This is a genomic window from Bacillota bacterium, assembly GCA_030019365.1.
Lineage (GTDB): Bacteria > Bacillota > Sulfobacillia > JACIYH01 > JACIYH01 > JACIYH01.
Genome location: JASEFA010000001.1, coordinates 282,413 through 306,566 on the forward strand (window position 1 = coordinate 282,413; position 24,154 = coordinate 306,566).

Consider the following 24,154-nt stretch of genomic DNA (forward strand, 5'->3'; position numbering starts at 1 on the left):
GCGGCGGGGGCCAGCCCCCGACGCCCCGGGCCAGCGGGCGGGGCGGCCGGGGGTCGGGCGCCAAACGCCCATGGCCGCCGCAGCGGGATTTCGGCACAATTGTTTTTCTATTGCCAAGACAGGTCACATATGGTAAGATAACGTCCAGAGCCAAGCCCAAAACACTCTGCGGGGAGGTAAGGGACGTGGCAGAGGTCTTGAAAGTATCGTCGCGGTCGAGCCCCAATGCGGTGGCGGGAGCACTGGCGGGAGTAATCAGGGAGAAGGGGTCGGCAGAGGTACAGGCCATCGGGGCGGGTGCCATCAACCAGGCGGTGAAGGCAGTGGCGATTGCCCGGGGGTTCGTGGCGCCGGGCGGGATCGATCTCATCTGCATCCCCGCGTTCACCGACGTGAACATCAACGGGGAGGAGAGGACGGCCATCAAGTTCATCGTCGAGCCTCGTTGAGGATGCATCCGGCACCTTCGAGGACCGGCATGCTGGCCCGCCTACCGGCGGGCTTTGCTTTTGATGCGCACCGGCGTGGCGGCACGGGCCCCTGGATTGCCGGGCCGGTCCCCGGGACGGGGGTGGCAGGTATTCGTGCGGCCCGGGAAGAAATACCCTCCGTCAGGGTACGCACGAAGGAGGGGTGTATCGGTGGATTTTGCACTGACCGATGAGCACCGCATGGTCAGGGAGATGGTGCGCCAGTTCGCAGAGAAAGAAGCCGCACCACGCATCAAGGAGCTGGACCAGCAGGGTCAGTGGGACGTGGGCCTCATCAAGCGCATGGGCGATCTGGGTATCCTGGGGCTGGTCTTCCCCGAAAAGTACGGGGGCGGAGGCATGGACTACGTCAGCCTGGCCATCGCCTGCGAGGAGCTGGAACGGATCGACACCTCCCTGCGGGTGGTGATGTCGGTGCATGTGGGCCTGTGCGGCCTGGGCATCCTGCAGTGGGGCACGGAAGAACAGAAGCAGAAGTATCTCACCCGCCTGTCCACGGGTGAGCTGATCGGCGCTTACGGGCTCACCGAGCCCAACGCGGGCACCGACGCGGCCGCCCTGGAGGCCACCGCCACCCGCACGGCGGATGGGTACATCCTGAACGGCGAGAAGACCTGGATTTCGCTGGCCGACGTGGCCGACGTGTTCCTGTTCTTCGCTCGCACCGAGCCCCCCGAGGCGGGTCACCGGGGGATTTCCGGTTTCATCGTCGAGCGCGGCATGCCGGGGTTTTCTTCGCAGCCCATCCACGGCAAGATGGGCATCCGGGCGGGGAACACCGGCTCCTTCGTGTGCCAGGACGTGTTCGTGCCGAAAGAGAACCTGCTCGGGCAGGAGGGCGAGGGGTTCAAGATCGCCATGTCCTGCCTGGATAACGGCCGCTACACGGTCGCTGCTGGCGCCACCGGACTCATCGCGGCCTCAATTGAGGCTTCCGTGAAGTACGGCAAAGAACGCAAGACCTTCGGGGTGCCCCTGGGCAAGCACCAGCTGGTGCAGCGCATGATCGGCCACATGGTGCGCGACTACGAGGCCGCCAGGCTGCTGGTATGGCGGGCGGGCTGGATGAAGAACCAGGGTATGCGCAACACCCGCGAGACCGCGCTGGCCAAGTGGTACGCCACCTGTGCTTCCTTTGATGCCGCTTCCGACGCGGTGCAGATCCACGGTGCCTACGGCTATTCGGACGAGTATCCGGTGGAGCGGTTCCTGCGCAACAGCAAGGGCGCGGTGATATACGAGGGGACCCGCGAGATCCTGGAGATCATGGTGGGCGAGTATGCCCTGGGCTACCGGCAGGACCGGCCGCTGCGCTGCGAGCTGCCGGGCTGGCCGTACGAAGGATAGGGGGGATCGGGCCCTGGCGGTGAGGATAGAGTTCTGGCAGGGTAACGAGGCTATCCTGGAGGGGGCGCTGGCTGCCGGCGCCCGGCTTTTTGCCGGTTATCCCATCACACCCTCTTCGGAGATCGCGGAACTGGCCTCTCTTCGCCTCCCCGCCGTGGGGGGCGTGTACCTGCAGATGGAAGACGAGATCGGCAGCATGGCGGCCCTGGTGGGGGCTTCCCTGGCCGGGGCGCGGGCGTTTACGGCCACCAGCGGCCCCGGTTTCTCCCTCATGCAGGAGAACCTGGGCCTGGCCATCGCCCTGGAGATCCCCTGCGTGGTAGTGGACATCCAGCGCAGCGGACCTTCCACCGGGCTGGCCACCCGGCCCGCCCAGGCCGACCTCATGCAGGCCCGCTGGGGAACTCACGGTGATCACCCGGCGGTGGCCCTGGCCCCTGCCACGGTGCAGGATTGCTACGACCTGACCGTACGGGCCTTCCACCTGGCCGATCTGCTGCGCCACCCCGTGATCCTCCTCGGGGACGAGGTCATCGCCCACGCCCGGGAGCGGGTGGTGGTGCCCGAACCCGGGGCCGGGCGGGGCGACGGCGGGGCAGCCGGCGGGCAGGGGCCCGGAGTGGGGGGACGGCCGGAACCGGACTGCCCTCCGGAAGAGTACCTGCCTTTCGGCCCCGGGCCGGACGGGGTGGCACCCCTGGCTCGCTTCGGTTCCCGCTATGTGTTTCACGTATCCAGCTCCATGCACGACGAAACGGGGTTCCCCAACTCGCGCCCCGAGAACGCAGCCCGGGTGATCGCCCGCCTGCACGAGAAGATCACCCGTCACGCCGGCGACCTGGAACTCTACCGTACCTACCACTGTGGTGGCGCCCGTTACCTGGTGGTGGCGTACGGGGCGGCGGCCCGGGCGGCCCGGGCGGCGGTGGACGAGGCCCGCGCTGCCGGCGTGCCGGCCGGGCTCTTCGTGCCCCTCGTGGTATGGCCTTTCCCGGCGGCCGCCCTGCGCCGGGCGGCGGCAGAGGCCGGCCGGGTGTTGGTGGCGGAGATGAGCCACGGCCAGCTGGCTCTGGAGGTGGAGCGCATCCTGCGCGGGGAAGTGGTGGGTATCCACCGCTACGACGGGGAGATGCTCACTCCGGAGGAAGTGCTGGCCGGGCTGGAGGGAGGGACGGCAAGGTGATGAGGGAAGGGATCCGCCCGGCGGATCCCGCCGCGGATACACCCCCGGAGGATACCCGCCCCGCGGAGGATACCCGCCCGGGGGAGGCTCGTTCCTACCTGGTGGCCCGCAACCTGCCTCACTTCTGGTGCCCGGGATGCGGCAACGGGGTGATTCTCGCGGCGGTGGCGCGGGCTTTCGCCCGGCTGGGCCTGGACCGGACCGAGACCGTGGTGGTCACCGGGATCGGCTGTTTCGGGCGGGCGGACGACTATCTGGACGTGAATGCCGTGCATGGCACCCACGGCCGGGCCCTGGCCATCGCCACCGGGATCAAGGCCGTCAATCCCGCCCTGCGGGTGGTCGCTCTCATGGGGGACGGGGACTGTGCCACCATAGGGGGAAATCACTTCCTCCATGCCTGCCGGCGCAACCTGACCATCACCGCCGTGGTGGCCAACAACCTCAACTACGGGATGACGGGAGGCCAGTACTCCGGTACCACACCCGCGGGCAGCACCACCTCCACCTCTCCCCTGGGTCATGCCGAAGAGGGGTTTGACCTCTGCCGGGTGGCGGCGGCGGCGGGAGCCATGTACGTGGCGCGGACCACTGTCTACCACGTCCACCTTCTGGACCGCTACCTGGAGGCCGCCCTCACCCACCCGGGGTTTTCCCTGGTGGAAGTGATGTCCTCCTGCCCGGTGTACTTCGGTCGCTACAACCGCCTGGGCGGCCCGGTGGAGATGATGGAGCACTGGCGCCAGGTGGCCGTCCCCCTGGAGAGGTTCCGCCAGTTGCCGGAAGGCGAACAGCGGGGAAGGGTGGCCGTCGGTGTGTTCCAGGACCGGGCCGGCATTCCCTTCGAAGAGAGGTACTGGGCGGTGCAACAGGCCGCCCGCGGGACCGGGGCCCGTGAGGTGAGCGAGAGATGAGGGGAAATGGGGCCGACCCGGTGACGACGGCACCGCCTGCCGGCGGAACGGGGCGGGAGTGGCAGGTGATCATAGGGGGTGAGGGCGGGCAGGGGGTAGTGCTGGCCGGTGCCCTGCTGGGGGAGGCGGCGGTACGGGCGGGTCTGAACGCCACTCACACCTCCGCGTACGGGATAGCCACCCGAGGCGGTTTCACGCGATCGGACGTGGTCGTGGCGCCCGCCGACCGGGAGATCGCCTACCCCCGCGTGCGCCACCCCGACCTGATGGTGGCCCTGTCCGGAGACGCCTACGCGCGCCTGCTGGCCATGTGCCGGCCCGGCGCCATTCTCATCAGGGAGGCGGGCCTGAGCGGCGTTGCCGCGAGCGCTGACGGAGGGCCGGGGGGAGCCACACCCCGGTGCCGCGAGATGGCCCTGCCGCTTGAGCAGGCAGCCGGGCAGGCGGGCGGGCCGAGGACGATCAACATGGTGGCCCTGGGCGCCGTGCTGGGTGCCACCGGCATGTTTCCACCCGCGTTTCTGGAGGAGGTGCTCCGCCACCGTTTCGGCGCCGGCCGGGGGGAGACCAACTGCCGGGCCGTGCGCGCCGGGTACCATCTGGCAACCGGCCACCAGGGCGCCTGACCTCGCCGGTGGGCCATGATATCGGGCAGGCGGGGACGACGTCCGGTGGTCGGGGATGGCATTGGGTCGACGGAATGCCCACCCCTCGGCCCCGGGGACGGAGCGAAAGGAGTGAGGAGGACGACAGAGGCGGAAAAGCTCCATCATGAGTGCCTGGTGGTGGACGGTCATTGCGACACGCTGCTGCGGCTGTGGGAGACGCGAGCCAGCCTGGCCCAGCGCCGGACCGAGGGTCACCTGGACCTACCCCGCATGAGGGAGGGCGGCGTGGATATCCAGGTGTTTGCCTGCTACATCGAACCCCAGTACAAGCCCGATCGCGGGCTGGAGCGAGCCCTGCAACTGGTTGATTTCTTCCATCAGCAACTCGAGGCGTGCCCGGAGCTTTTCCTGATCAGGACCGCCGGGGACATCGCGCGGGTCAGAGGGGAAGGCCGGCTGGGGGCGATGCTGGCCATCGAGGGCGGAGAGGGGGTCGGGGACGACCTCTCGTACCTGCGCACCCTTTACCGCCTGGGGGTGCGGCTGATCACCCTCACCTGGAACCAGCGCAACCTCATCGCGGACGGGGTGGCGGAAGAACGCACCGGGGGAGGCCTGTCCACTTTCGGAGTGCAGGTTGTTGAAGAAATGAACAGACTGGGGATGATGGTGGACGTCTCCCACCTCTCCGAAGCGGGGTTCTGGCACGTGGCGGCAACGTGCCGGGCTCCCTTTGTGGCGTCTCATTCCTGCTGCCGGGCCCTGTGCGACCACCGCCGGAACCTCACCGATGATCAGATCAGGGCTCTGGCCCGGGCGGGTGGGGTGGTGGGCATCAACTTTGCCCCCAACTTCCTGAGGGAGGACGGGCGGGCGACCTGGGAGGACGTGTTGCGGCACATCGAGCACGTGATCTCCCTGGTGGGGCCCGCCCACGTGGGGCTGGGCTCTGATTACGATGGCATCGGCGCCGCGCCGACGGGTGTGGAGGACGTATCCCGCCTTCCCGTACTCACCCGCGGCATGCTGGAAAGGGGCTTCAGCGAGGACGATGTCAGGAAGATCCTGGGAGAGAACTTCCTGCGCGTGCTGGAGCAGGTGATGGACCAGGGGACGGCGCCAGCAACGGACCAGGAGACCGCGCCAGCGACGGGACGAGCGCCGGCGACCGGTGAGGTAGCAGCTCCGGCAGGAGGGCGGGACCCGGGGCCGTGAGTGCGATCGCCGTGGACCGGGGGACCGAAGAGGGACGCAGGGCTGCCGGTGTCGGCGGGGCCGATATGGGAGCCGGGCCGGGGGAGGGACGGTTCGACCTCCACGTGCACACCACCGCTTCCGACGGCACCTGGGATCCTGCCCGCGTGGTCCGGGAGGCGGCCCGGCTGGGCTTGGCCGGGGTGGCTATCACCGACCACGACACGGTGGCGGGAGTCGCCGAGGGGGTGGCAGAAGGTGCGCGGGCGGGGATCACCGTGGTACCCGGGGTGGAGGTGGGGGCCGAGCGGGGCAGCGAAGAAGTGCACGTGCTCGGGTACTTCGTAGACGTCGACCACCGGGGCCTGCGCGCGACACTGCTCCGGTTGCAGGGTAGCAGGGAGCGGCGGATGGAACGCATGGCAGAGAGGGTGGCCCGGTTGGGAATGCCGGTTTCCCTCCAGCGGGTGAGGGAGTTGGCCGCAGGGGGTGCCCTCGGTCGCCCCCACATGGCCCGCGCCCTGGTAGAGGCGGGATACGCGACTTCGGTGAAAGAGGCTTTTGAGCGTTTCCTGGAACGGGGACGTCCCGGATATGTGCCGCGGGAGCACATCTCCCCGGAGGCGGCCGTGGGGGTGATCCGGGAGGCGGGCGGTGCGGGCGTGCTGGCCCATCCGGGTTTGTTGCGCGACGACAGCTTCATCCCGGACCTGGTGGCCTGTGGCCTGGCGGGGATCGAGGTGTACTACCCGGAGCACGGACCGGAAGCGGTGGCCAGGTACAGGGCGATGGCCCGCAGGCTGGGATTGATGGCGACGGGAGGCTCCGACTTCCACGGCGGTCCGGACTATCCGGCCAGATTGGGCCAGGTGACAGTGCCGGCGCGCGTGGTGGCGGACCTGGCCCGGCTGGCCCGGGTTCCCTGATGGGGGTGAGTGCGGTGAAGATAGGGCCCATGACGGCCGCCATCGGCCCGCGTCTCGAAACCGTGCTGGAGGCGTGTCGCGCTCAGGGGTGCAGCTACGCCGACGTCCGCTGGGTGCGGCGCGAGCAGGAGGAGATCAGGTGGCGCAACGGCCGCCTGCTGGGGGTGAGCCGGCCGCGTAGCGAAGGCTACGGTATCCGGGTGCTGGTGGAGGGAAGCTGGGGCTTTGCCGCCACAGCTTCGGCCACGAGCGAGGATCTGGCCAGGACTGCCCGGGAGGCAGTGGCCATCGCCCGGGCCAGCCGTAGCGCGGGCGGGCCTGCGGTGCAGCTGGCGCCCCAGGAACCGCAGCACGGTTTCTACGCCACCCCGGTGAAGAGGGACCCTTTTGCGGTGCCGCTGGAGGAGAAGCTCGCTCTCCTGGAGGACGCAGACCGGCTCATGCGGGCCGTCGGCGGTGCCGTGCGGGTCACGGAGGCCATGGTGGGGGCACGGCGGGAGAGAAAGGTGCTGGCCACCAGCGAGGGCACGCTGGCGGAACAGGAACTGGTGAGCACGGGCGCGGGCATGCAGGCCACTGCCGCCAGAAACGGGGAGGTCCAGTTCCGCAGCCATCCGAATGCCCACCGCGGCCACTGGGAGGCAGCCGGGTGGGAAGCGGTGGAGCGCATGCGCCTGCGCGAGCACGCGGAACGGGTAGGGCGGGAAGCCGGGCAGTTGCTGGATGCGCCTTCCTGCCCGGAGGGAATGACCACGCTTATCCTGGACGGCCGCCAGATGGCCCTGCAGCTGCACGAGTCCTGCGGCCACCCCGTGGAACTGGACCGGGTGCTGGGTCAGGAAGCGGCATATGCGGGCACCAGCTTCCTGGAGCCGGGGCTGCGGGGCCGCTACCGCTACGGCTCGCCCGAGGTGAACATCGTGGCCGACGCCACCGTCCCCGGGGGTCTGGGCACATTCGGATGGGACGACGAGGGGGTTCCCGCGCAGCGCGTTGGCCTGGTGGACGGGGGCATGTTCACCGGCTTTCTCACCTCCCGGGAGACGGCGCCGCGGGTGGGAGAGAGGTCCAACGGGGCCATGCGCGGGGACGGCTGGAACCGCATTCCCCTCATCCGCATGACCAACATAAACCTGGAACCGGGTGACTGGACTCTGGACGAGATGGTCCGCGACACGCCCCAGGGGATCTACATGGAGATCAACCGGTCCTGGTCCATCGACGATCGGCGCCTGAACTTCCAGTTCGGATGCGAGGCGGCCTGGGAGATCCGGGACGGCTCCCGTGTCCGCATGCTCAAGAACCCCACCTACACGGGCATAACCCCCGAGTTCTGGGGAAGCTGTGATGCCGTGGGCGACCAGGACCACTGGCGCATGTGGGGTACCCCCAACTGCGGCAAAGGTCAACCCGGCCAGGTGGTCAGCGTGGGCCACGGAGCCGCACCCGCTCGTTTCCACCGGGTCAGAGTAGGAGTGGGAACCCGCTCCACCCCGACCACCTGATGGGAGGATAGTCATCGTCCCAGGTGGCGGCGTCGTCATCCAGGGCTGCCGCGACGTCGCAGTCCCATGCCGTGAGGAGACGCCTGCCCGGGCAGCGCCGCGGCTGGCCGAAGTTCTCATCGTAGTATAGCGTCGCCCACCAGTCGAACCAGCCCGGCTCGTCCCCCTGCCGGTGGCGGGGTTGCAGCATGAGACGACCCTCCGGCCCTATTATGCAGGGGGGTGCCCTGCCCTATTTACGGGCCGGACACCCCGCGGCTGCGGGCCCGGTTCTTCCGGCAGGAAATCGCTCCATACAGAAAGAACCAAAGGGCGGGAAAGGGGCACCGTGCTTGTCTTCTGAACACGAGGAAGAAGATCTGGAAAAGCTGGCCGAGCTCCTCGACCGCCGCGAACGCGGGGACGTGCCTGCGGGTACTGCCGCGCCCGGGCCGGGTGCTCCTGGACCTGCCCCCGTCGTGACCGGACCGTCAGGCCAGGCGCGGGCTTCCGCAGAACCGCCGGATGGGATGCCGGCTCCGGCGCACCCGTTGGATCAGGGGCAGGTTTCGGCGGAGTCTCCGGAGCGGGGGCAGGCTGCCGCGGTGCCGCGGGCGGGGGCGGGGAGTTACACCTTTGCCGAAGTCTGTTCCCTCCTCAATCTCTCTCCCTACACGTTGCGGGGACTCCTGGCCGACTACGGGGATGTCCTGGGGGTGGCGGGGGCCGCTCAAGAGGAAGCACCAGCCGGCAAGCGGCGGCTTTCGGAATGGTCCTTTCGCCTGCTCAGGGAAGCGGTGACTCTCAGGAATGCGGGCATGTCTCGGGAGGAAATCCGGGACCGCCTGCGGGCCCTGGCCGAAGCGGCGGTGGGATTGGCGGTGGTGCCGGGCTACCAGGGCCCGGGTGGTTCCGGGCACCTGGTCCGCTACGTGGACCGAGCCACCGCCCGTGACCTTCTCCTCATCGAGAAAGTTGAGCAACTCAGCGAGCAGCTGGCCCGCAGCGAGCAAAAGCGGGTGGAGGACCGGGATCGCCTGCTCGTGGCCCTCCTGCGCACCCAGCAGGAAATCCAGCAGTTGCGTTACGAACTCGTGGCCCGGGGCACCCGTCGTGACCGCAAGCGCCGGGGGATTTGGGCCCGCCTGTTCGGCCAGTGACGCTGGCACCTGTCTTTCGTCGAACCCGTGCCGGACGGTACGTTGCATACGCACAAACCCTGTCGGGGCGCTATATTGTAAGCTGCCGGCTTGAGCCGTTCGCGGCTTGTGGGTGTGGGGACTCCCAGGTAGCTGGGTAAGTGCCAGGGCAAGTGGCGGGACGAGTGCGCTGGAACCGCCGGGGAGTGGCTTGCTCCCGGGGGGTCACTCTGCTACATTTGGGGGCGAACCGGAATAGGGGCGAAGAGGGTGAGCGGGAGCTGCGGCGCTATTACGTGGAAGCTTACGGCTGCCAGATGAACGTGCACGACGCCGAGAACGTGGCCGGCATGCTGGAGGGCCTGGGGTATGAGCCGGCCACCTCGGTGGACGACGCCGATGTGGTGGTGATTCTCACCTGCTGCGTGCGGCGCACGGCCGAGGACCGGGCCTGGGGCCGGGTGGGGGAACTGGCCCGGCTCAAGCAGCGGCGGCCCGGGGTGGTGCTGGCCCTGGGCGGCTGTATGACCCAGCAGTCGGGTGTGGTGGAGGAGGCGCGCCGGCGGGCACCCCACCTGGACCTCATCTTCGGGACCCACAACCTGTACCGCTTGCCGGAACTGCTGGGCCTGGTGCGGCCGGGGAACACGGTGGCCGAGGTATGGCAGGAGGACGGCAGCCTTCCCCCGCCCCTGCCCGTGCGGCGGGGAGCGGGCGTGCGAGCCTGGATCACCATCATGTATGGGTGCGACAACTACTGCAGCTACTGCATCGTGCCCTACGTGCGGGGACGCCAGCGCAGCCGGGCCGCCGAGGAGGTGCTGAGGGAGGCAGAAGACGCGGTGCGCGACGGCTATCGGGAGGTGTTCCTCCTGGGGCAGAACGTCAACGATTACGGACGCGACCTGCCCGGCGGGCCGGACTTCGCGGAGTTGCTGCGACGGCTGGATCGGATACCGGACCTGGACCGGCTGCGCTACACCACCTCGCACCCCCGCGACTTCACCGATGCCATGATCGAGGCGGTGGCGGAGTGCCCCAGCGTGTGCGAGCACTTCCACCTGCCCGTGCAGGCGGGTTCCGACCGCATCCTCGCCCTCATGAACCGGGGCTACACCCGCGACCAGTACCTGGACCTGCTCCGTCGCATCCGCGCCCGTGTGCCCGGTTGCAGCGTGACCACGGACATGATCGTGGGTTTCCCCGGCGAGACTGACGGGGAGTTCGCCGACACCCTGGACCTGGTGAGGAAGGCACAGTTCGACGCCGCTTTCACCTTCATGTTCTCGCCCCGCCGGGGAACCCCGGCCGCTTCCCTGCCCGGCCAGCTGCCGGTGGTCGAGAAGAAGAGGCGGCTGGCCGAACTCAATCGTCTCCAGAACAGTATTTCCCTGGAAAAGAACCGGGAGCTCGTGGGAAGCGACGTGGACGTGCTGGTAGAGGGCGTTTCCGAGCGGGACCCCGGGTATCTCACCGGGCGCACCCGCACGGGTAAGGTGACCGTATTCCCGGGACCGGCCGGGTGGGCGGCGAAGATGGTGGTGGTGAGGGTGGAGAAGGCTCTCACCTGGACCCTGCACGGCCGGGCGGTGGGTGGTGAGGTGCGCGTTGACGCCGGTGCTGAGGCAGTACCGGGCTCTCAAGGAGAAACACCGGGATAGCATCCTGCTCTTTCGCCTGGGTGACTTCTACGAGGGGTTCTATGAGGACGCCGAGGTGATGGCCCGCGAGTTGGGCATCACCCTCACCTCCCGCGAGATGGGGAAGGGGAACCGGGCCCCCATGGCGGGCATCCCCTACCGCGCCGCGGAAGGGTACATATCCCGGCTGGTGGAGCGCGGCCACCGGGTGGCCATCTGTGAGCAGGTGGAGGACGCCGGCAAGGCACGGGGCCTGGTGCGCCGGGAAGTGGTGCGTACGGTCACGCCGGGCACGGTGAGCGAGGGCCGCCTGCTGGAGGACAGGGGTCACCGCTGGCTGGCAGGCCTGTGCGTCCACCGCCGGGCCTGGGGGCTGGCCAGTGCCGATGCCTCCACCGGCGAGTTCCGCGTCACCCAGCTGGAGGGGCCGGACGCGGCCCGCCTGGCCCTGGAGGAACTGGCCCGGCTGGCTCCCGCCGAGTGTCTGGTGCCCGCTTCCCTGGCGGCCGACCCGGGCATAGGGCAGGTGATGCGAGAGGCGGGAGGCATCCTCACCCCCCGCGACGAGCCGGAGTTCGCCCCCGAGGAGGCGCGCAGCCGCCTGCTATCCCACTTCCAGGTGGCGTCCCTGGGCGGCTACGGCTGCGAAGGGCAAGCTGCCGCCGTGGGCGCGGCGGGGGCCGTTCTCAAGTACCTGGGGGAAACCCAGGGAACGTGTGCCCACGTGCGCGAGTTGGTGGCATATCAGGTGGGCGAGCATCTGGTGATCGACCCCACCGCGCGGCGTAACCTGGAGCTGTTCCACCGCTGGCCCGATGGCAGGACGGAGGGCACCCTGTGCTGGGTGCTGGATCAGACCGTCACCCCGGCGGCGGGGCGACGGCTGCGCTCCTGGCTGGAGCGTCCTCTCACCGAGCCGGCCCGCATCGAAGAGCGGCTCGACGCAGTGGAGGAGATGGCCGGCGATGCTCTCCTGCGGGAAGAGCTCCGGGACCTGCTCAGGCACACCTGCGACGGGGAACGGCTGCTGGCCCGCGCAGCCACGGGTGCCCTGACACCTCGGGAACTGGGGCATGTCCGCCGGACCCTGGGCATCCTGCCCCGCGTGCGGGAAGTGGTATCCCGCGCCACTTCCAACCTGGTGGGGCGACTGGGCGGGCGCCTGGACGCTCCCGCGGAACTGGTTGATCTCCTCAACCGCGCCCTGGGGGATGACCCCCCGGTGTCGCCCCACGAGGGGGGCATCATTCGGGAGGGGTTTTCCCCGGAAGTGGATGGACTGCGCCAGGCGGCGCGGGAAGGGCGCACCTGGCTGGCCCGGCTGGAGGCCGAGGAGCGGGAACGCACGGGCATCAAATCCCTCAAGATAGGCTACAACCAGGTGTTTGGCTACTACTTTGAGGTTACCCGGGCCAATCTCTCCCTGGTGCCGGCCGATTGGACGCGGCAGCAGACCCTGGCGGGGGCGGAGCGGTTCTTCACCGGCCGGCTGAAGGAGCTGGAGAGCACCATCCTGGGTGCCCAGGAGAAGCTGGAGCGGGTGGAGTGCGATCTCTTCTCCGGGCTACGGGAGAGGGTGGTCGATCACCGCGATACCCTGGCCGGCGCCTTCTCCGCCCTGGCCGACCTGGATGCCCTGGCCGCGCTGGCCGAGGTGGCCGTGCGCCACGGCTACGTCCGCCCCCTGGTGGACGACGGCGACGCCATCTGGATCGAGGACGGGCGCCACCCCGTCCTGGAGAGGATGATGGGCGAAGGCGAATTCGTGCCCAACAGCGTGGCCCTGGATGCGGGTTGCCGCCTGCTGGTGATCACGGGACCCAACATGGCGGGGAAATCCACCTACATGCGCCAGGTGGCCCTGGTGGTCGTCATGGCCCAGATGGGTAGCTTCGTGCCCGCCCGGCGGGCCAGGGTGGGGGTGGTGGACCGGCTCTTCGTGCGCGTGGGAGCATACGACGACATCGCTTCCGGGCAGAGCACCTTCATGGTGGAGATGAGCGAAGTGGCCCGCGCCCTGCGCCACGCCACCGCCCGCAGCCTGGTGATCCTGGACGAGATCGGCCGGGGTACGGGTACCTTCGACGGCATGAGCATCGCCTGGGCGGTGGCCGAGCACCTGCACGACCGGGTGGGGTGCCATACCCTGCTCGCCACCCACTACCGGGAACTGATCGCCCTGGGAGAACGGCTTCCTGCCGCAGCCAACTGTTCGGTGGCGGTGCGCAGGCGGGGGCGGGACATCATCTTCCTGCGCCGGGTGGTACCCGGCGGCGCCGATGCCTCTTACGGGGTGGAGGTGGCCAAGCTGGCGGGGCTGCCCGAGGCGGTGGTGGAGCGGGCTGGGGACATCCTGGCCCGGCTGGAGGCCGGGGGGAGTCATCCCCACCGGGCGGCCCTGGAGGCCGCTGCCACGAGCCCCGACCGGGCGGACCCCGGGATGGCGGGTCGGGTGCGCGAGCAGGCACCCTTGCAACTCACCTTCCTGTCCCCGCCTGCCAGTCCGCTGGTGCGGGAACTGGCCGAGCTGGACCCCCTGCGCATGACTCCTATCGAGGCCATTGCCCGGCTGCATGAACTGAGCGAGCGAGCGCGCCGCGAGATCGGCCACGGGACCGGATGACAGGGGGCGGGTAGATGGGAGTGATGGCGGTGGGGTGATCAGGCAGCTGGATGCGGGCACCGTGGCCAGGATAGCGGCCGGCGAGGTGGTGGAAAGGCCGGCCTCCGTGGTCAAGGAGCTGGTGGAGAACAGCATCGATGCCGGCGCCCGGCGCATCGTGATCACCTGTCGCCGGGGCGGGTTCGATCTCATCCAGGTCACGGACGACGGCTGCGGCATGATGCCGGAAGACGCTCCCCTGGCCTTTGCCCGCCACAGCACCAGTAAGCTCGCCTCTGCGGAAGACCTGCCCCGGGTGGTCACCCTGGGATTCCGGGGTGAGGCCTTGCCCAGCATTGCCGCCGTGGCCCGGGTGGAGCTCGTCACCTGCCCTCCGGGCGCTCCCTGGGGCACCAGGGTGGTGGTGGAAGGGGGCGAGGTGGTGCAGGTGGAGGAGGCCGCCGCCCGGGCGGGCACGCGGGTGACCGTGCGGGACGTGCTGGCGGAAGTGCCCGCCCGGCGGAAGTTCCTGGCCGATCCCCACCGGGAGGGCCTGCGCTGCGTGGACGTGGTGATGCGGCTGGGCGCGGGCTACCCGGGCACCGCCTTCCGCCTCGAGATGGACGGGCGGCTGGTCCTCAGCACCCCGGGGGACGGTCGGCTCCTGGACACCCTGGTGGCCCTGTACGGTCCGGAGACGGCCCGCGCGCTGATTCCGCTGGCGGGCGCGGGCGACTCCGACGGGCACCCCGGAGAGCCGGCCGGCCGGGGAGGAGACCGGCCCGGGTCACCATCCGTGGCCGGATACGTGGGAGGCCCGGCCACCTTCCGCAGCCGGCGGTGGGCCCAGTTGCTGTACGTGAATGGCAGGCCGGTGCGCGCCCCTGCGCTGGTGGCAGCGGTGGAGTCGGCATTCGGACCCCTCCTGCCGCCTGACCGCCACCCCTTCATCATCCTGTTCCTGGCTGTGGACCCGGGTGAGGTGGATGCCAACGTTCACCCCGCCAAGGTGGAAGTACGCCTGGCTCGGGAGGATGCGGTAAGGTCCCTCCTGGTGCGCGCCGCTACCCGGGCCCTGGCCTCCGCCGACATGTCCCGCCCGCTGCTGGGTGATGCTGCAGTCTCCCCGTCCGTGGGGGCGGGGCCAGGTCCGGATGATGAGGCGGCAGCCGGGAGCGGGCGCCAGCAGGGCGCAGGTGACCTGGTGGCGCAGGCCGGGCCGGTGTGGGAAGCGGATCTCTCCGGGATGCGTGTGATCGGACAGGCTATGGGCACCTACGTTCTGGCAGAAGGGCCCGAGGGGGTATACGTGGTGGACCAGCACGCCGCCCACGAGAGGGTGTTCTACGAAACGATGGAGTTCCCCCAGCGGAGCCAGTTGCTCCTGGTGCCCCTGGTGGTCAGGACCGACCTCCGGGAAAGGGAAGTGCTGCGCGCCTTCCGGGAGGAGATCGGCCGGGCGGGCTTCGAGGTAGAAGAGTGGGAAGGGGACGCGGTGGCCCTGCGCGCCATTCCCGCCTGGGCAGCGGGTCACGAGGAGAGAGCACTGCGGGATCTGCTGGAGGCACTGGACGAGCCCGGGCGGGGGGAGGTTCAGGAGCACCTGCGCCGGGCGACCGCGGCCTGCCGGGCGGCCGTGAAAGCGGCCATGACCCTGCACCAGGCGGAGGCGGAAGCTTTGCTTGCGCAGCTGGGTCGCTGCGAGAACCCCTGGGTGTGCCCCCACGGCAGGCCCACGGTGCTCAAAGTCACCCGGGCCGAACTGGAACACCACTTCGGAAGGCGATGACCGGGTTGCCCCTGCTGCTGGTAATATGCGGCCCCACGGCGGTGGGGAAGTCGGCTGTCGCCCTGGAACTGGCCCGTCGGCTGGGTGGGGAGATTATCTCCGGCGATTCCGCCCAGGTGTATCGTCACATGGACATCGGTACCGCCAAGCCGACCCCTGCGGAGCGGCGCGAGATCCCTCACCACCTGGTGGACATCCGGGACCCGGACCAGCGCTGGAGCGTGGCCGATTTCCGCAGTGCGGTGGACGAACTGGTCCCGCAGGTGGTCGCCCGCGGTCATCTCCCCATCCTGGCCGGAGGCACCATGCTCTACATCCGCGCGGTCACCGCGGGGTACCACTTCCCTTCGCCCGCCTGTGATCCCGGGCTACGTCAGCGGCTCTATGAGCAGGTGACCAGGGAGGGAGTGGCTTCCCTGCACGCACGGCTGGCCGGCCTGGACCCCGACACGGCAAGGCGTCTCCACCCCGGGGACGTGCGCCGCATCGTACGTGCCCTGGAAGTCTGTCTCCTCACGGGGGAGCGGATGTCGGTGCTCGCCGCCCGCCGGCAACCCGGCCCGTACCGTCCCCTGGTGGTGGGGCTGACGCGCCCCCGTCCCGTCCTTTACCGTCGCATCGATGCCCGGGTGGACGACATGCTCCAGGCGGGGCTGGTGGAGGAGGTGAGGAGGCTGCTGGCGCGGGGCTACCACCCCGGGATCCCCAGCATGCGGGCCCTTGGCTACCGGGAGATGGTCGATTACCTTTACGGGAGGACGACCCTGGAGGAGGCCAGGCGGCTCTTTGCCCGCAACACCCGCCACTTCGCCCGCCGTCAGTTCACCTGGATGAGGCGGGAAAGGGGGATGACATGGATAGATCTGGGAGAAGATAAAGAAGAAGAAGCCATCCTGCGCGTCATGGAGCTGGTGGCAGGAAATCGCTGGCCCCCGTAGAAGCAAAGGCAGGTCAGGAAGACCGCAGCAATCGGGAGGGGAAACCGTTGGCGAAGGATGCCGTGAACCTGCAGGATTTGTTCCTCAACCAGGTGCGTAAAGAAGGTATACCGGTTACCGTTTATCTTGTAAACGGCTTTCAGTTGAAGGGCCTGGTAAAGGGTTTTGACAACTTCACGGTGGTGCTGGACAACGAGGGCCGCCAGATGATGATTTACAAGCACGCCATATCCACGATCAGTCCCTCCCGCAGCGTGAACCTGGCCGCCCTGGTCTCGGAGGCGCGTAAGGACACAGCCACGTGATGTTAGAGTTTGAGCTGGCGACCGGCCGCCTCGGAGAGGGCCTTCCTCACCATGGAGCCGGGGGGGGATCCCTGGGGTCCCAGGGGACCAGGATACACGCGGCAGGCCAGGCTCCATCCTGCCATGGTGCGGAAGGCCGCATCCACGTCCAGGCCGTCTACCCGCACGGTGGGTGACCCCAGAAAGCCGACGCGCTCGGCGGTGGCAGCGTCGGCCACCGGTATCATGGTGATGGGTACCTGGAGATTCATCTCGGACAGGGTCTTTTCCACGACCGCCCGGGTCGCTTCCACGTGGGGTCAGCCCGGGCTGTGGAGGAGCTCTATCCTCAGGTGCCTCACCCCCCGGTGATCAGGTTCCCTGGCCGGCCAGGCGGACGTGGCGGCAGCGGGTGCATTCCAGGCACAGGATGCACTGGGAGGAGCGGGGATGGCGCCAGACCTCGTGATCCATGGGGCAGAGGTCCCGGCACCAGCCACATTCCGTGCAGCGAGCGTCCACCTCCAGGTGTTGCCGGCTGAACCGGTTGGTCAGCCCGTAGAAGAGGCCGAGCGGGCACACGAAACGGCAGAACGGGCGCTTGACCACGAGCACCGCTGCCACCAGCCCCAGCAGGATGGCCAACTTGATCCCGAACAGGGCGCCTGCCATCTGCCGCAGCCCGGGATCGATGGCCAGCCAGGGTATGCCCGCTTCTAGAGTCCCCGCGGGGCAGAGCTTGCAAAACCAGGGCTCGTGCAGCACGAGCGGCAGGGCGACCACCAGCACTGCGGCCACCACCCACCTGGTCCAGGCATGGCGGTTGGAAACGTGGAGGACGGGGAGGCGCAATCGCCGGCCCAGGCGGTGGCCCAGCTCCTGCAGGAAGCCGAAGGGGCACAGCCACCCGCAGGCCCTACGTCCCCACCAGCTTCCCACCGCCCCCAGCGTTCCCAGGGTGAACAGGGGGGCGCGACCGAGGGCCAGAAAGTACTGGATGGTGCCGATGGGGCAGGCCCCGATCGCCAGCGGGCAGGCATAGCAGTGCAGGAACGGGTAGGGCAGGTGCTTCAGGAAGGGCAGGGCGTACAGGTTCGCCGCCACCAGGGAAACCAGCTGCCACAGCGTACGCCGGCCCTGGGCCTTCTTCACGGTGCCAGTCCGATGCAGGAGAGACACAGGGTTACGGCGTTGCGGTAGATCAGGGCCAGTTCTCCCCGGGCTGCCCCCACCCCCAGGGCAAGCAGAGCCAGGAGCAGAGCGATCTTGCCTGTTCGCCAGTTCAATTCCCCGCCTCCACAATGAGCTCTTGCAGTTCCCGGGTCAGGTCGGCCGTACCCGGGTAGCCCTCGTGCCGGTAGCGGATGTTCCCCCGGTGGTCTATGAGCACCAGGGTGGGGATGGCCCGGATGCGGTAAGCCGCCGCCACGGCGCCCTGCTGGTCTAGCAGGACGGTGAAAGTGAGACCCCGCGATGCCACAAACCGTTCCACCGGAGCGCGCTCGGGATCCAGGCTGGGTGCCAGGATGACGACCTCTTGACCGAAGCTCTGGTGTATCTGCTGCAACTGCAGCAGTTCCGTACGGCACGCGGGTCAGGTGGTGCCCCAGAAGTTGAGCAGCACTGGCCTGCCCCGCAGGGAGTCCAGGCTGACCTGGTTCCCCGCCAGGTCGGGCAGGGTGAAGTAGGGAGCCGCCTGCCCGCCGGATTCCTCCCGGGAGCGACATCCCCCGGGGAGGGTGGCCAGGATCAGGACCAGTGCCAGAGCAAGCACGATTCTTGCTGCGTGAGATGGGAATCGGCCCGCTGACGATCGGTGCGACAACTGCATACCCCCCGGGGTTCTATTTTAGCCGCTGGCGTCGCGGGCGGCAAGTTGGGTATCACCCGCTCACCGGCCAGGTGCTTACCGGCGCCGGCTGACCCGTTGCCACCCGCAATCTTCGGCTCCCGGGCTGCCGCCTGCGCCAGGCCGCGGTTCAGCGGAAGACCGGGCCCAGGAAGAGGCAGGTGAACAGCACATCCCACAGCACGAACCTGCCCACCCGGGCCAGGCCCTGAGCATCCCGGTGGCGAAGGGCGGTGGTGAGCCCGGCCAGCCCCGCCGCCCCCAGCAGGATGGGCAGGGTGAGGGCAGGTGTGACCCACGGCGGGGCCCGCATGGCCAGCACCGGGGCGTGTAGCAGGCGCCAGAGCAGCCAGCCCTTGCCGGCCAGGTATACCCCCAGGGCCAGTATGCCCAGAGGGCGGGGATGTTGCTCCGCCCAGTTGAGGGCCACGGCGTGGGCTGCCACCAGCACCAGGAGGGCCGGCACCGTCCAGCCCAGGGCAAACAGGAAAGGCAGGTACGAGAGAAACGCTCCCGCCAGGGTTTCGCCGAGAGCCGCAGTCAGGTCGGAAAGCCGCACCCTGGCCATGGCCTGGCGGTAGACGGGGACGGAGGCCGTGAAGCGCAGCCGGAATCGTCCCGTACCGGCGGTATCCACCCAGGTGAGGAAATAGCCCCCGTCGTCTATCGCGGGACCGGCGGGGGCGGGGACCAGGTGGGGCTGGCCGGCCGCGCCCCGGGTGAGGGCGGCAAACTGGCAGTCTACCATGCGGCCCCCCAGGAACCGCGCTACCAGCACGTCTTCATCCTGCCCGCGCCTGCCCCGGTTGAGGGCGGTGAAGGCCACGGGCAACCCTCCCTGCGGGGAAGGGGCGGGGTCCGGTTCCGCCAACCAGAGGATGTGCCGGGCGGCCACGGCCGTCGCCCGCAGGGGGGCAAGGCCCCCTGCCGCCCCGGCGGGAGGCCGGGTCGCAGGCCATGCCTGCCAGTAGGTGGTGATGTCCAGGTTGCCTCTCTGCCTCTTCTCCCGGGTGACGAACACGTACATCCACTCGCCGTCGGTGCCGCATCGTACCTGCCGCAGGAGCTCGTGCTCCTCGAGGGGGTACTCCCCCAGCAGGACGGGATGCGCCGCCCCGGCGGTACCCCCCAGTTCCAGGTACTCCAGTTGGAAAGAGCCCCGTTCCTGGATCACGCCCACAACCGCCACCCGATCACGGGCGAGGGAGACCCCGTCCGCCAGCGTCATCCCCGGGCGGGGGACCCGCTGCGGCTGGCCGGGATGCCCGCTCGCGTCCAGCGGGAACCACAGGAGGCCCTCAGGACCGGCGGCCAGCAACCCGGCAGAACGTGCGGCCGGGGCGGCAGCCAGCGCGGAGGCACCACCGGCGGGTGGTGCGCCCGGACCGGCGGTGGGTGGCGCGCCCGGACCGGCGGTGGGTGGCGCGGATACGAGACGCACCATGCTGATGCCCCCGCCCAGGTGCACCGGGCTCCCGAGGGACGGTGCGGAGAGGGAAAGGGGCGCCCAGTAAAGCTCGGTGAGGGCCGGACCGGCCAGCCAGAAGAGGGCGGAGGAACCCGCCAGCAGGGAAGTGGGAGACCTGGTAGGGGTGTCGACCTGCAGGGGAATGTGGCCGCGGGCCTTCACCAGGGCCTGCGGGGAAACCAGGATGTAGTCGATACCCCCCCGGACCGACCACAGTACGAGGAGGTCCCCGTCCGGAGCGGCCTGCGCGGCAGTGGACCCCGACATGTCCGACGACGCCAGTTCCAGGGGCCGGCCGAAGGAAGGGCCGGGCGGCCGCAGCTGCTCCTGCAGGAAACGCTGGTAGTGGAACGCCACCAGCAGCAGCACGACCAGGAATGGGAAGGCGGCCCAGAGCCGCCTCTTTCCTGCCTCTTTCATGTCGCCGACCTCCTTCCCGTGCTTCGATGGAGGCCGCACGCATTCCTGCTTTCCCGTCCGCGCGCCCGCGGACCGATTTTTCTCGAAACAGGGGGAGCCAGGAGGGGGAGCGCTCAGCGATGACGAATATAAAAGGCTGAATGGGCAGAGGGGGTGGTAGCCTGCACTGCGAGGATTGAACCGGTCATGGTTGCCGGCGGTATGACAAAGGGGGGTTGACAAGGTGAAGAGAAAGGTGGCATGGCTCGCCTGGCTGCTGGTGGTGGCGATGGTAGGTACCGTGGTGGTCACGGGCTGCGCGAAGAAGCCTGCGGAACCGGAGAAGAAGCCCCCGGTGGAGCAGGTGCTCAACCTGAACCTGGGCGAGGAGCCTCCGGACCTGGACGCCAACACTTCAACCGACCAGGTGTCCTTCGAGATCCTGAACAACGTCATGGAAGGCCTGGTCCGGGTGGGCGCGGGCGAGAAAATCGAGAAGGGCTCCGGGCTGGCCCTGGACTGGACGGTATCGGATGATGGGATGAAGTACACCTTCAAGCTGCGGGACGCCAGGTGGAGCGACGACAAGCCCGTCACCGCCTATGACTTCGAGTATGGCTGGAAGCGGGCCCTGGATCCCAACACCGGGTCCCAGTACGCCTATATCATGTACCCCGTGAAGGGTGCCGAGGCCCTGAACAGTATCGACCCCAAGGCTCCGGACTCGGCGGCCAAGATCGAAGCGGCCAAGGCCGCTCTGGGTGTAAAGGCCCTGGACGAGAAGACCCTGGAGGTCACCCTGGAGTCGCCCACGCCGTACTTCATCAGCCTGATGGCGTTCCCCACCTATTACCCCATCCGCAAGGACATCATCGAGAAGTTCGCAGACGCGTATGCTGCCGAGCCGGACAAGATGGTGTACTGCGGACCCTTCGTGATCCAGGAGTGGCAGCACGAGTCCAAGCTGGTGCTGGCCAAGAACCCCAAATACTGGGATGCTGACAAGGTTAAGCTCAGCCGCATCGAGTTCGTCATGATCAAGGACCACAACGCCTACATGAACATGTTCGAAGCGGGCGAACTCGACGGGACTGGCGTTCCGGGCGACTTCATCCAGAAATACAAGGACGCCGGCAACCTGCAGACCATCCCCGAGGCCGTGACCTGGTACATCCTGTTCAACCTCAAGAGCCCCGTCTTCAAGAACAAGAACATGCGCAAGGCCTTCTCCCTGGCCATCGACCGCCAGGACTTCGTAGACAAGGTGCTGAAGAACATGTCTCTGCCGGCCACTTCTTACACGCCCCCCTCCATCACCACGCCTGACGGCAAATCCTTCGCCAAGGACATGGTGGGTGAACTGATCCCCAAGAAGGCGGACCCGGCGGCGGCCAAGGCCGCCCTTCAGCAGGGCATGAAGGAGCTCAAGCTCAAGAAGCTGCCCAAGATAGTGTTCTTGTCGTCCGACAGCAGCGTGGCGAAGAAGTACGCTGCCGCCTGGCAGGAGATGTGGAAGCAGAACCTGGGCGTGGAGGTCCAGGTGGATGCGGTGGCCTTCAAGGTGCGCATCGACCGCATGTCCAAGGGTGACTACGATGTGTGCATGGCGGGCTGGGGCGCCGACTTCAACGATCCCATGACCTTCATCGACATGTGGGTCACGGGTGGCGGCAACAACGATGCCGGCTACTCCAATCCCAAGTACGACCAGCTGGTCAAGGAAGCGAAGGCCACCGGCGATCAGGCCATCCGCTTCCGCAACATGCTGGAGTGCGAGAAGATCATCGCCGAAGACCTGCCCATCGCTCCCGTGTGGTGGCCGGTGTGGAACTTCGTGGAGAAGCCTTACCTGAAGGGCGTCATCCGCCACCCGGTGGGACCCGACCTCGACTGGAAGTACGTGACCGTCGAGGGCAAGCCGGAAAAGAAGTAGCGGAGATCGAGCCGTGCGCGGGGCATCGCCGGGGGACCGGCGGTGCCCCGCAGCGCGCCCGGTCCTGGACGGGCGCGGCAATGGAGGTCACGGGAGTTGCTGGCATATACCTTACGTCGATTCGGATACATGGTTTTCACCCTTTGGCTCATCATCACGCTGACTTTCCTGCTCATGCATGCCGTGCCCGGGGACCCCTTCACCAGCGAGAAGAAGGTCCCGGAGGCGATCAGGCAAAACCTGCTCCACAAGTACGGGCTTGATCTCCCGCTGCCCGTGCAGTACATCCGGTACCTGAACAACATCCTCCACGGCGACCTGGGCATATCCATGCGCTACCCCAACCGCACGGTGAACCAGATGATTGCCCAGGGCTTTCCGCATTCTGCGGACGTGGGTATGCGCGCCCTGGTGTTCGCCGTCAGCGTGGGGCTTACCCTGGGGGTGCTGGCCGCCTTCTATCGAGATCGCCCTCTTGACCGCACCGCCATGGTGATCGCGGTGATCGGCATATCCGTACCCAACTTTGTGGTGGGCACCCTGCTGCAGTACCTGTTCAGCGTGCGCCTCAGGCTGCTCCCGGTGGTGGGGTGGGGAACCTTCAAGCAGTCCATCCTTCCTTCCTTTGCCCTGGGGCTGGGAACGCTGGCGGTGATGGCCCGCATGATGCGGGCCAGCCTGCTGGACGTGCTCAACCAGGATTACGTGCGCACGGCCCAGTCCAAGGGGCTTTCCAACCGGGAGGTGGTTCTGCGCCACACCATCAGGAACGCCATCCTGCCCATCGTCACCATCCTCGGGCCCCTCGTGATCAATATCATCACGGGGACCCTGGTGGTGGAGCAGATCTTCGGGATTCCCGGGCTGGGCAAGCATTACGTGCAATCCGTATACAACCTGGATTACACCCTCATCATGGGCACCACCATCTTCTACGCTGCCCTCCTGCTCTTCGCCATCTTCCTGGTGGACATCGCCTATGGCCTGGTGGACCCCCGCATCCGCCTGGTCAGGCCGAAGGAGTGAAGGCCCGTGGCGGACATCGAACTCACTCCCGACCTGTTCGAACGGGAATTGGCGCCGGAAGAGGCAGCCGAAGTCATCACCCGCCCCTCCCTCACCTACTGGCAGGATGCCTGGCGGCGCTTCCGCAAGAACAGGCTGGCCTTGGTCGCCCTGGGCGTGCTGGCGTTGATCACCGTCATGGCCATCGTGGGCCCGTATATGCGTCCCTACAGCTTCTCCTACCAGGATCTTGACCACACCGGTCAACCTCCGGACCGGAACCACTGGTTCGGCACCGACGAGTTGGGTCGCGACAGCTTCGTGCGGCTGTGGATGGGAGCGCGCATCTCCCTGTTCATCGGCATCATGGCCGCCCTGCTCGACATGCTGGTGGGGGTGACTTACGGCGGCATCTCCGCCCACTTCGGTGGCTGGGTGGACGACATCATGCAGCGCTTCATCGAAATCCTGTACGCCGTCCCCATGCTGCTGCTCATGATCCTGCTCATGGTGGTGATTGGGCCGGGTCTGTCCACCATGATCCTGGTGATGGTGATCGGCGGGTGGGTGGGCATGGCCCGGCTGGTGCGCGGCCAGGTGTTCCAGCTTAAGGCCCAGGAGTTCGTGCTGGCCGCGCGGGTGCTGGGGGCTTCGCCGTGGCGCATGATCATCCGGCACCTCTTACCCAACGCCATGGGGCCCATCGTCATCTCGGCCACCATGACCATCCCCGCCGCCATATTCTTCGAGGCATTCATGAGCTTCATCGGATTGGGTATCCCCATGCCACTGGCGAGCTGGGGTACCCTGGCCAACACCGGGTACGAGTACCTCCAGCTGTACCCCTGGTTGCTCATCTTCCCGGCGGTGGCCATCGCCCTCACCATGCTGGCCTTCAACGTCGTGGGTGACGCCCTGCGGGATGCCCTGGACCCGCGGCTGCGACAGTAGGGGGAGCGTT

General features: G+C 68.2%; 23 protein-coding genes. 17 read left to right on the plus strand and 6 right to left on the minus strand.

The annotated features are described in order from the left end of the window. The first annotated feature begins 185 nt into the window (after window positions 1-185). The 8 genes from QME70_01260 to QME70_01295 all read left to right on the plus strand — a co-directional run bounded on the left by QME70_01260 (window position 186) and on the right by QME70_01295 (window position 8,168). The gene (locus tag QME70_01260) at window positions 186-449 is read left to right on the plus strand and encodes a stage V sporulation protein S (GenBank protein ID MDI6893237.1); all 264 of its coding nucleotides are present in this window, start codon (window positions 186-188) and stop codon (window positions 447-449) included. Between the two features lie 192 nt (window positions 450-641). After that, the gene (locus QME70_01265; GenBank protein ID MDI6893238.1) at window positions 642-1,838 is read left to right on the plus strand and encodes an acyl-CoA dehydrogenase family protein; all 1,197 of its coding nucleotides are present in this window, start codon (window positions 642-644) and stop codon (window positions 1,836-1,838) included. A gap of 19 nt (window positions 1,839-1,857) precedes the next feature. Further along, complete coding sequence (locus QME70_01270) at window positions 1,858-3,021, plus strand: 2-oxoacid:acceptor oxidoreductase subunit alpha (GenBank protein ID MDI6893239.1); 1,164 nt, start codon at window positions 1,858-1,860, stop codon at window positions 3,019-3,021. Continuing rightward, complete coding sequence (locus QME70_01275) at window positions 3,021-3,935, plus strand: thiamine pyrophosphate-dependent enzyme (protein ID MDI6893240.1); 915 nt, start codon at window positions 3,021-3,023, stop codon at window positions 3,933-3,935. The genes QME70_01270 and QME70_01275 overlap by 1 nt, the downstream gene beginning before the upstream one ends. After that, window positions 3,932-4,561 carry a 2-oxoacid:acceptor oxidoreductase family protein gene (locus QME70_01280; GenBank protein MDI6893241.1) on the plus strand — a complete coding sequence of 210 codons (630 nt, stop codon included), beginning with the start codon at window positions 3,932-3,934 and terminating at the stop codon, window positions 4,559-4,561. Before QME70_01275 ends, QME70_01280 begins: the two co-directional genes overlap by 4 nt. Window positions 4,562-4,672: 111 nt before the next feature. Further along, window positions 4,673-5,758 carry a dipeptidase gene (locus QME70_01285; GenBank protein MDI6893242.1) on the plus strand — a complete coding sequence of 362 codons (1,086 nt, stop codon included), beginning with the start codon at window positions 4,673-4,675 and terminating at the stop codon, window positions 5,756-5,758. Beyond that, window positions 5,755-6,663, plus strand: coding sequence for a PHP domain-containing protein (locus QME70_01290; protein ID MDI6893243.1), 909 nt, complete (start codon window positions 5,755-5,757; stop codon window positions 6,661-6,663). The genes QME70_01285 and QME70_01290 overlap by 4 nt, the downstream gene beginning before the upstream one ends. A 14-nt stretch (window positions 6,664-6,677) precedes the next feature. Beyond that, window positions 6,678-8,168, plus strand: coding sequence for a TldD/PmbA family protein (locus QME70_01295; protein MDI6893244.1), 1,491 nt, complete (start codon window positions 6,678-6,680; stop codon window positions 8,166-8,168). Here the strand turns inward: QME70_01295 and QME70_01300 are convergent. Further along, window positions 8,128-8,358, minus strand: coding sequence for a hypothetical protein (locus QME70_01300; protein ID MDI6893245.1), 231 nt, complete (start codon window positions 8,356-8,358; stop codon window positions 8,128-8,130). The genes QME70_01295 and QME70_01300 overlap by 41 nt on opposite strands. A 142-nt stretch (window positions 8,359-8,500) precedes the next feature. Here QME70_01300 and QME70_01305 point away from each other — a divergent pair, with 142 nt between their 5' ends. From QME70_01305 to hfq, 6 genes are all read left to right on the plus strand, one after another. Beyond that, window positions 8,501-9,307, plus strand: coding sequence for a hypothetical protein (locus tag QME70_01305; GenBank protein ID MDI6893246.1), 807 nt, complete (start codon window positions 8,501-8,503; stop codon window positions 9,305-9,307). A 218-nt stretch (window positions 9,308-9,525) separates the two neighbouring features. After that, window positions 9,526-10,947: a tRNA (N6-isopentenyl adenosine(37)-C2)-methylthiotransferase MiaB gene (gene miaB, locus QME70_01310; protein MDI6893247.1), complete on the plus strand. Its 1,422-nt coding sequence runs from the start codon at window positions 9,526-9,528 to the stop codon at window positions 10,945-10,947. Next, a complete protein-coding gene (mutS, locus tag QME70_01315; GenBank protein ID MDI6893248.1) occupies window positions 10,904-13,549 on the plus strand; it encodes a DNA mismatch repair protein MutS in 2,646 nt (881 codons plus the stop codon). Before miaB ends, mutS begins: the two co-directional genes overlap by 44 nt. A gap of 34 nt (window positions 13,550-13,583) precedes the next feature. Then, window positions 13,584-15,317, plus strand: a complete 1,734-nt coding sequence (gene mutL / locus QME70_01320; protein MDI6893249.1) for a DNA mismatch repair endonuclease MutL — start codon at window positions 13,584-13,586, stop codon at window positions 15,315-15,317. A 5-nt stretch (window positions 15,318-15,322) separates the two neighbouring features. Beyond that, window positions 15,323-16,255: a tRNA (adenosine(37)-N6)-dimethylallyltransferase MiaA gene (gene miaA, locus QME70_01325; protein MDI6893250.1), complete on the plus strand. Its 933-nt coding sequence runs from the start codon at window positions 15,323-15,325 to the stop codon at window positions 16,253-16,255. 47 nt (window positions 16,256-16,302) lie between these two features. Then, window positions 16,303-16,560, plus strand: coding sequence for an RNA chaperone Hfq (hfq, locus tag QME70_01330; protein ID MDI6893251.1), 258 nt, complete (start codon window positions 16,303-16,305; stop codon window positions 16,558-16,560). A 2-nt stretch (window positions 16,561-16,562) separates the two neighbouring features. On the opposite strand, the gene QME70_01335 is transcribed toward hfq, so the two are convergent. The 5 genes from QME70_01335 to QME70_01355 all read right to left on the minus strand — a co-directional run bounded on the left by QME70_01335 (window position 16,563) and on the right by QME70_01355 (window position 20,276). Beyond that, window positions 16,563-16,832 carry a hypothetical protein gene (locus tag QME70_01335; protein ID MDI6893252.1) on the minus strand — a complete coding sequence of 90 codons (270 nt, stop codon included), beginning with the start codon at window positions 16,830-16,832 and terminating at the stop codon, window positions 16,563-16,565. A 79-nt stretch (window positions 16,833-16,911) separates the two neighbouring features. After that, the gene (locus QME70_01340; protein MDI6893253.1) at window positions 16,912-17,691 is read right to left on the minus strand and encodes a 4Fe-4S binding protein; all 780 of its coding nucleotides are present in this window, start codon (window positions 17,689-17,691) and stop codon (window positions 16,912-16,914) included. After that, on the minus strand, window positions 17,688-17,825 hold the full coding sequence (locus QME70_01345; GenBank protein ID MDI6893254.1) for a CD1871A family CXXC motif-containing protein: 138 nt from the start codon (window positions 17,823-17,825) through the stop codon (window positions 17,688-17,690). Before QME70_01345 ends, QME70_01340 begins: the two co-directional genes overlap by 4 nt. After that, complete coding sequence (locus QME70_01350) at window positions 17,822-18,370, minus strand: TlpA disulfide reductase family protein (protein ID MDI6893255.1); 549 nt, start codon at window positions 18,368-18,370, stop codon at window positions 17,822-17,824. The genes QME70_01345 and QME70_01350 overlap by 4 nt, the downstream gene beginning before the upstream one ends. Before the next feature lie 148 nt (window positions 18,371-18,518). Beyond that, the gene (locus tag QME70_01355) at window positions 18,519-20,276 is read right to left on the minus strand and encodes a hypothetical protein (GenBank protein MDI6893256.1); all 1,758 of its coding nucleotides are present in this window, start codon (window positions 20,274-20,276) and stop codon (window positions 18,519-18,521) included. A 223-nt stretch (window positions 20,277-20,499) separates the two neighbouring features. Here QME70_01355 and QME70_01360 point away from each other — a divergent pair, with 223 nt between their 5' ends. The 3 genes from QME70_01360 (at window position 20,500) to QME70_01370 (ending at window position 24,144) form a co-directional block, all read left to right on the plus strand. Continuing rightward, entirely contained in the window at window positions 20,500-22,188 is a 1,689-nt protein-coding gene (locus tag QME70_01360) for a peptide ABC transporter substrate-binding protein (protein ID MDI6893257.1), read from the plus strand. A gap of 96 nt (window positions 22,189-22,284) precedes the next feature. Then, entirely contained in the window at window positions 22,285-23,214 is a 930-nt protein-coding gene (locus tag QME70_01365) for an ABC transporter permease (protein ID MDI6893258.1), read from the plus strand. A 15-nt stretch (window positions 23,215-23,229) separates the two neighbouring features. Then, window positions 23,230-24,144, plus strand: coding sequence for an ABC transporter permease (locus QME70_01370; GenBank protein MDI6893259.1), 915 nt, complete (start codon window positions 23,230-23,232; stop codon window positions 24,142-24,144). Window positions 24,145-24,154: the final 10 nt, after the last annotated feature.

Excerpts from the sequence above, each read along its gene's own strand:
- QME70_01275 (MDI6893240.1), top strand. The coding sequence starts at position 3,021 with ATGAGGGAAGGGATCCGCCCGGCGGATCCCGCCGCGGATACACCCCCG.
- QME70_01280 (MDI6893241.1), top strand. The coding sequence starts at position 3,932 with ATGAGGGGAAATGGGGCCGACCCGGTGACGACGGCACCGCCTGCCGGC.
- QME70_01300 (MDI6893245.1), bottom strand. The coding sequence starts at position 8,358 with ATGCTGCAACCCCGCCACCGGCAGGGGGACGAGCCGGGCTGGTTCGAC.
- QME70_01355 (MDI6893256.1), bottom strand. The coding sequence starts at position 20,276 with ATGAAAGAGGCAGGAAAGAGGCGGCTCTGGGCCGCCTTCCCATTCCTG.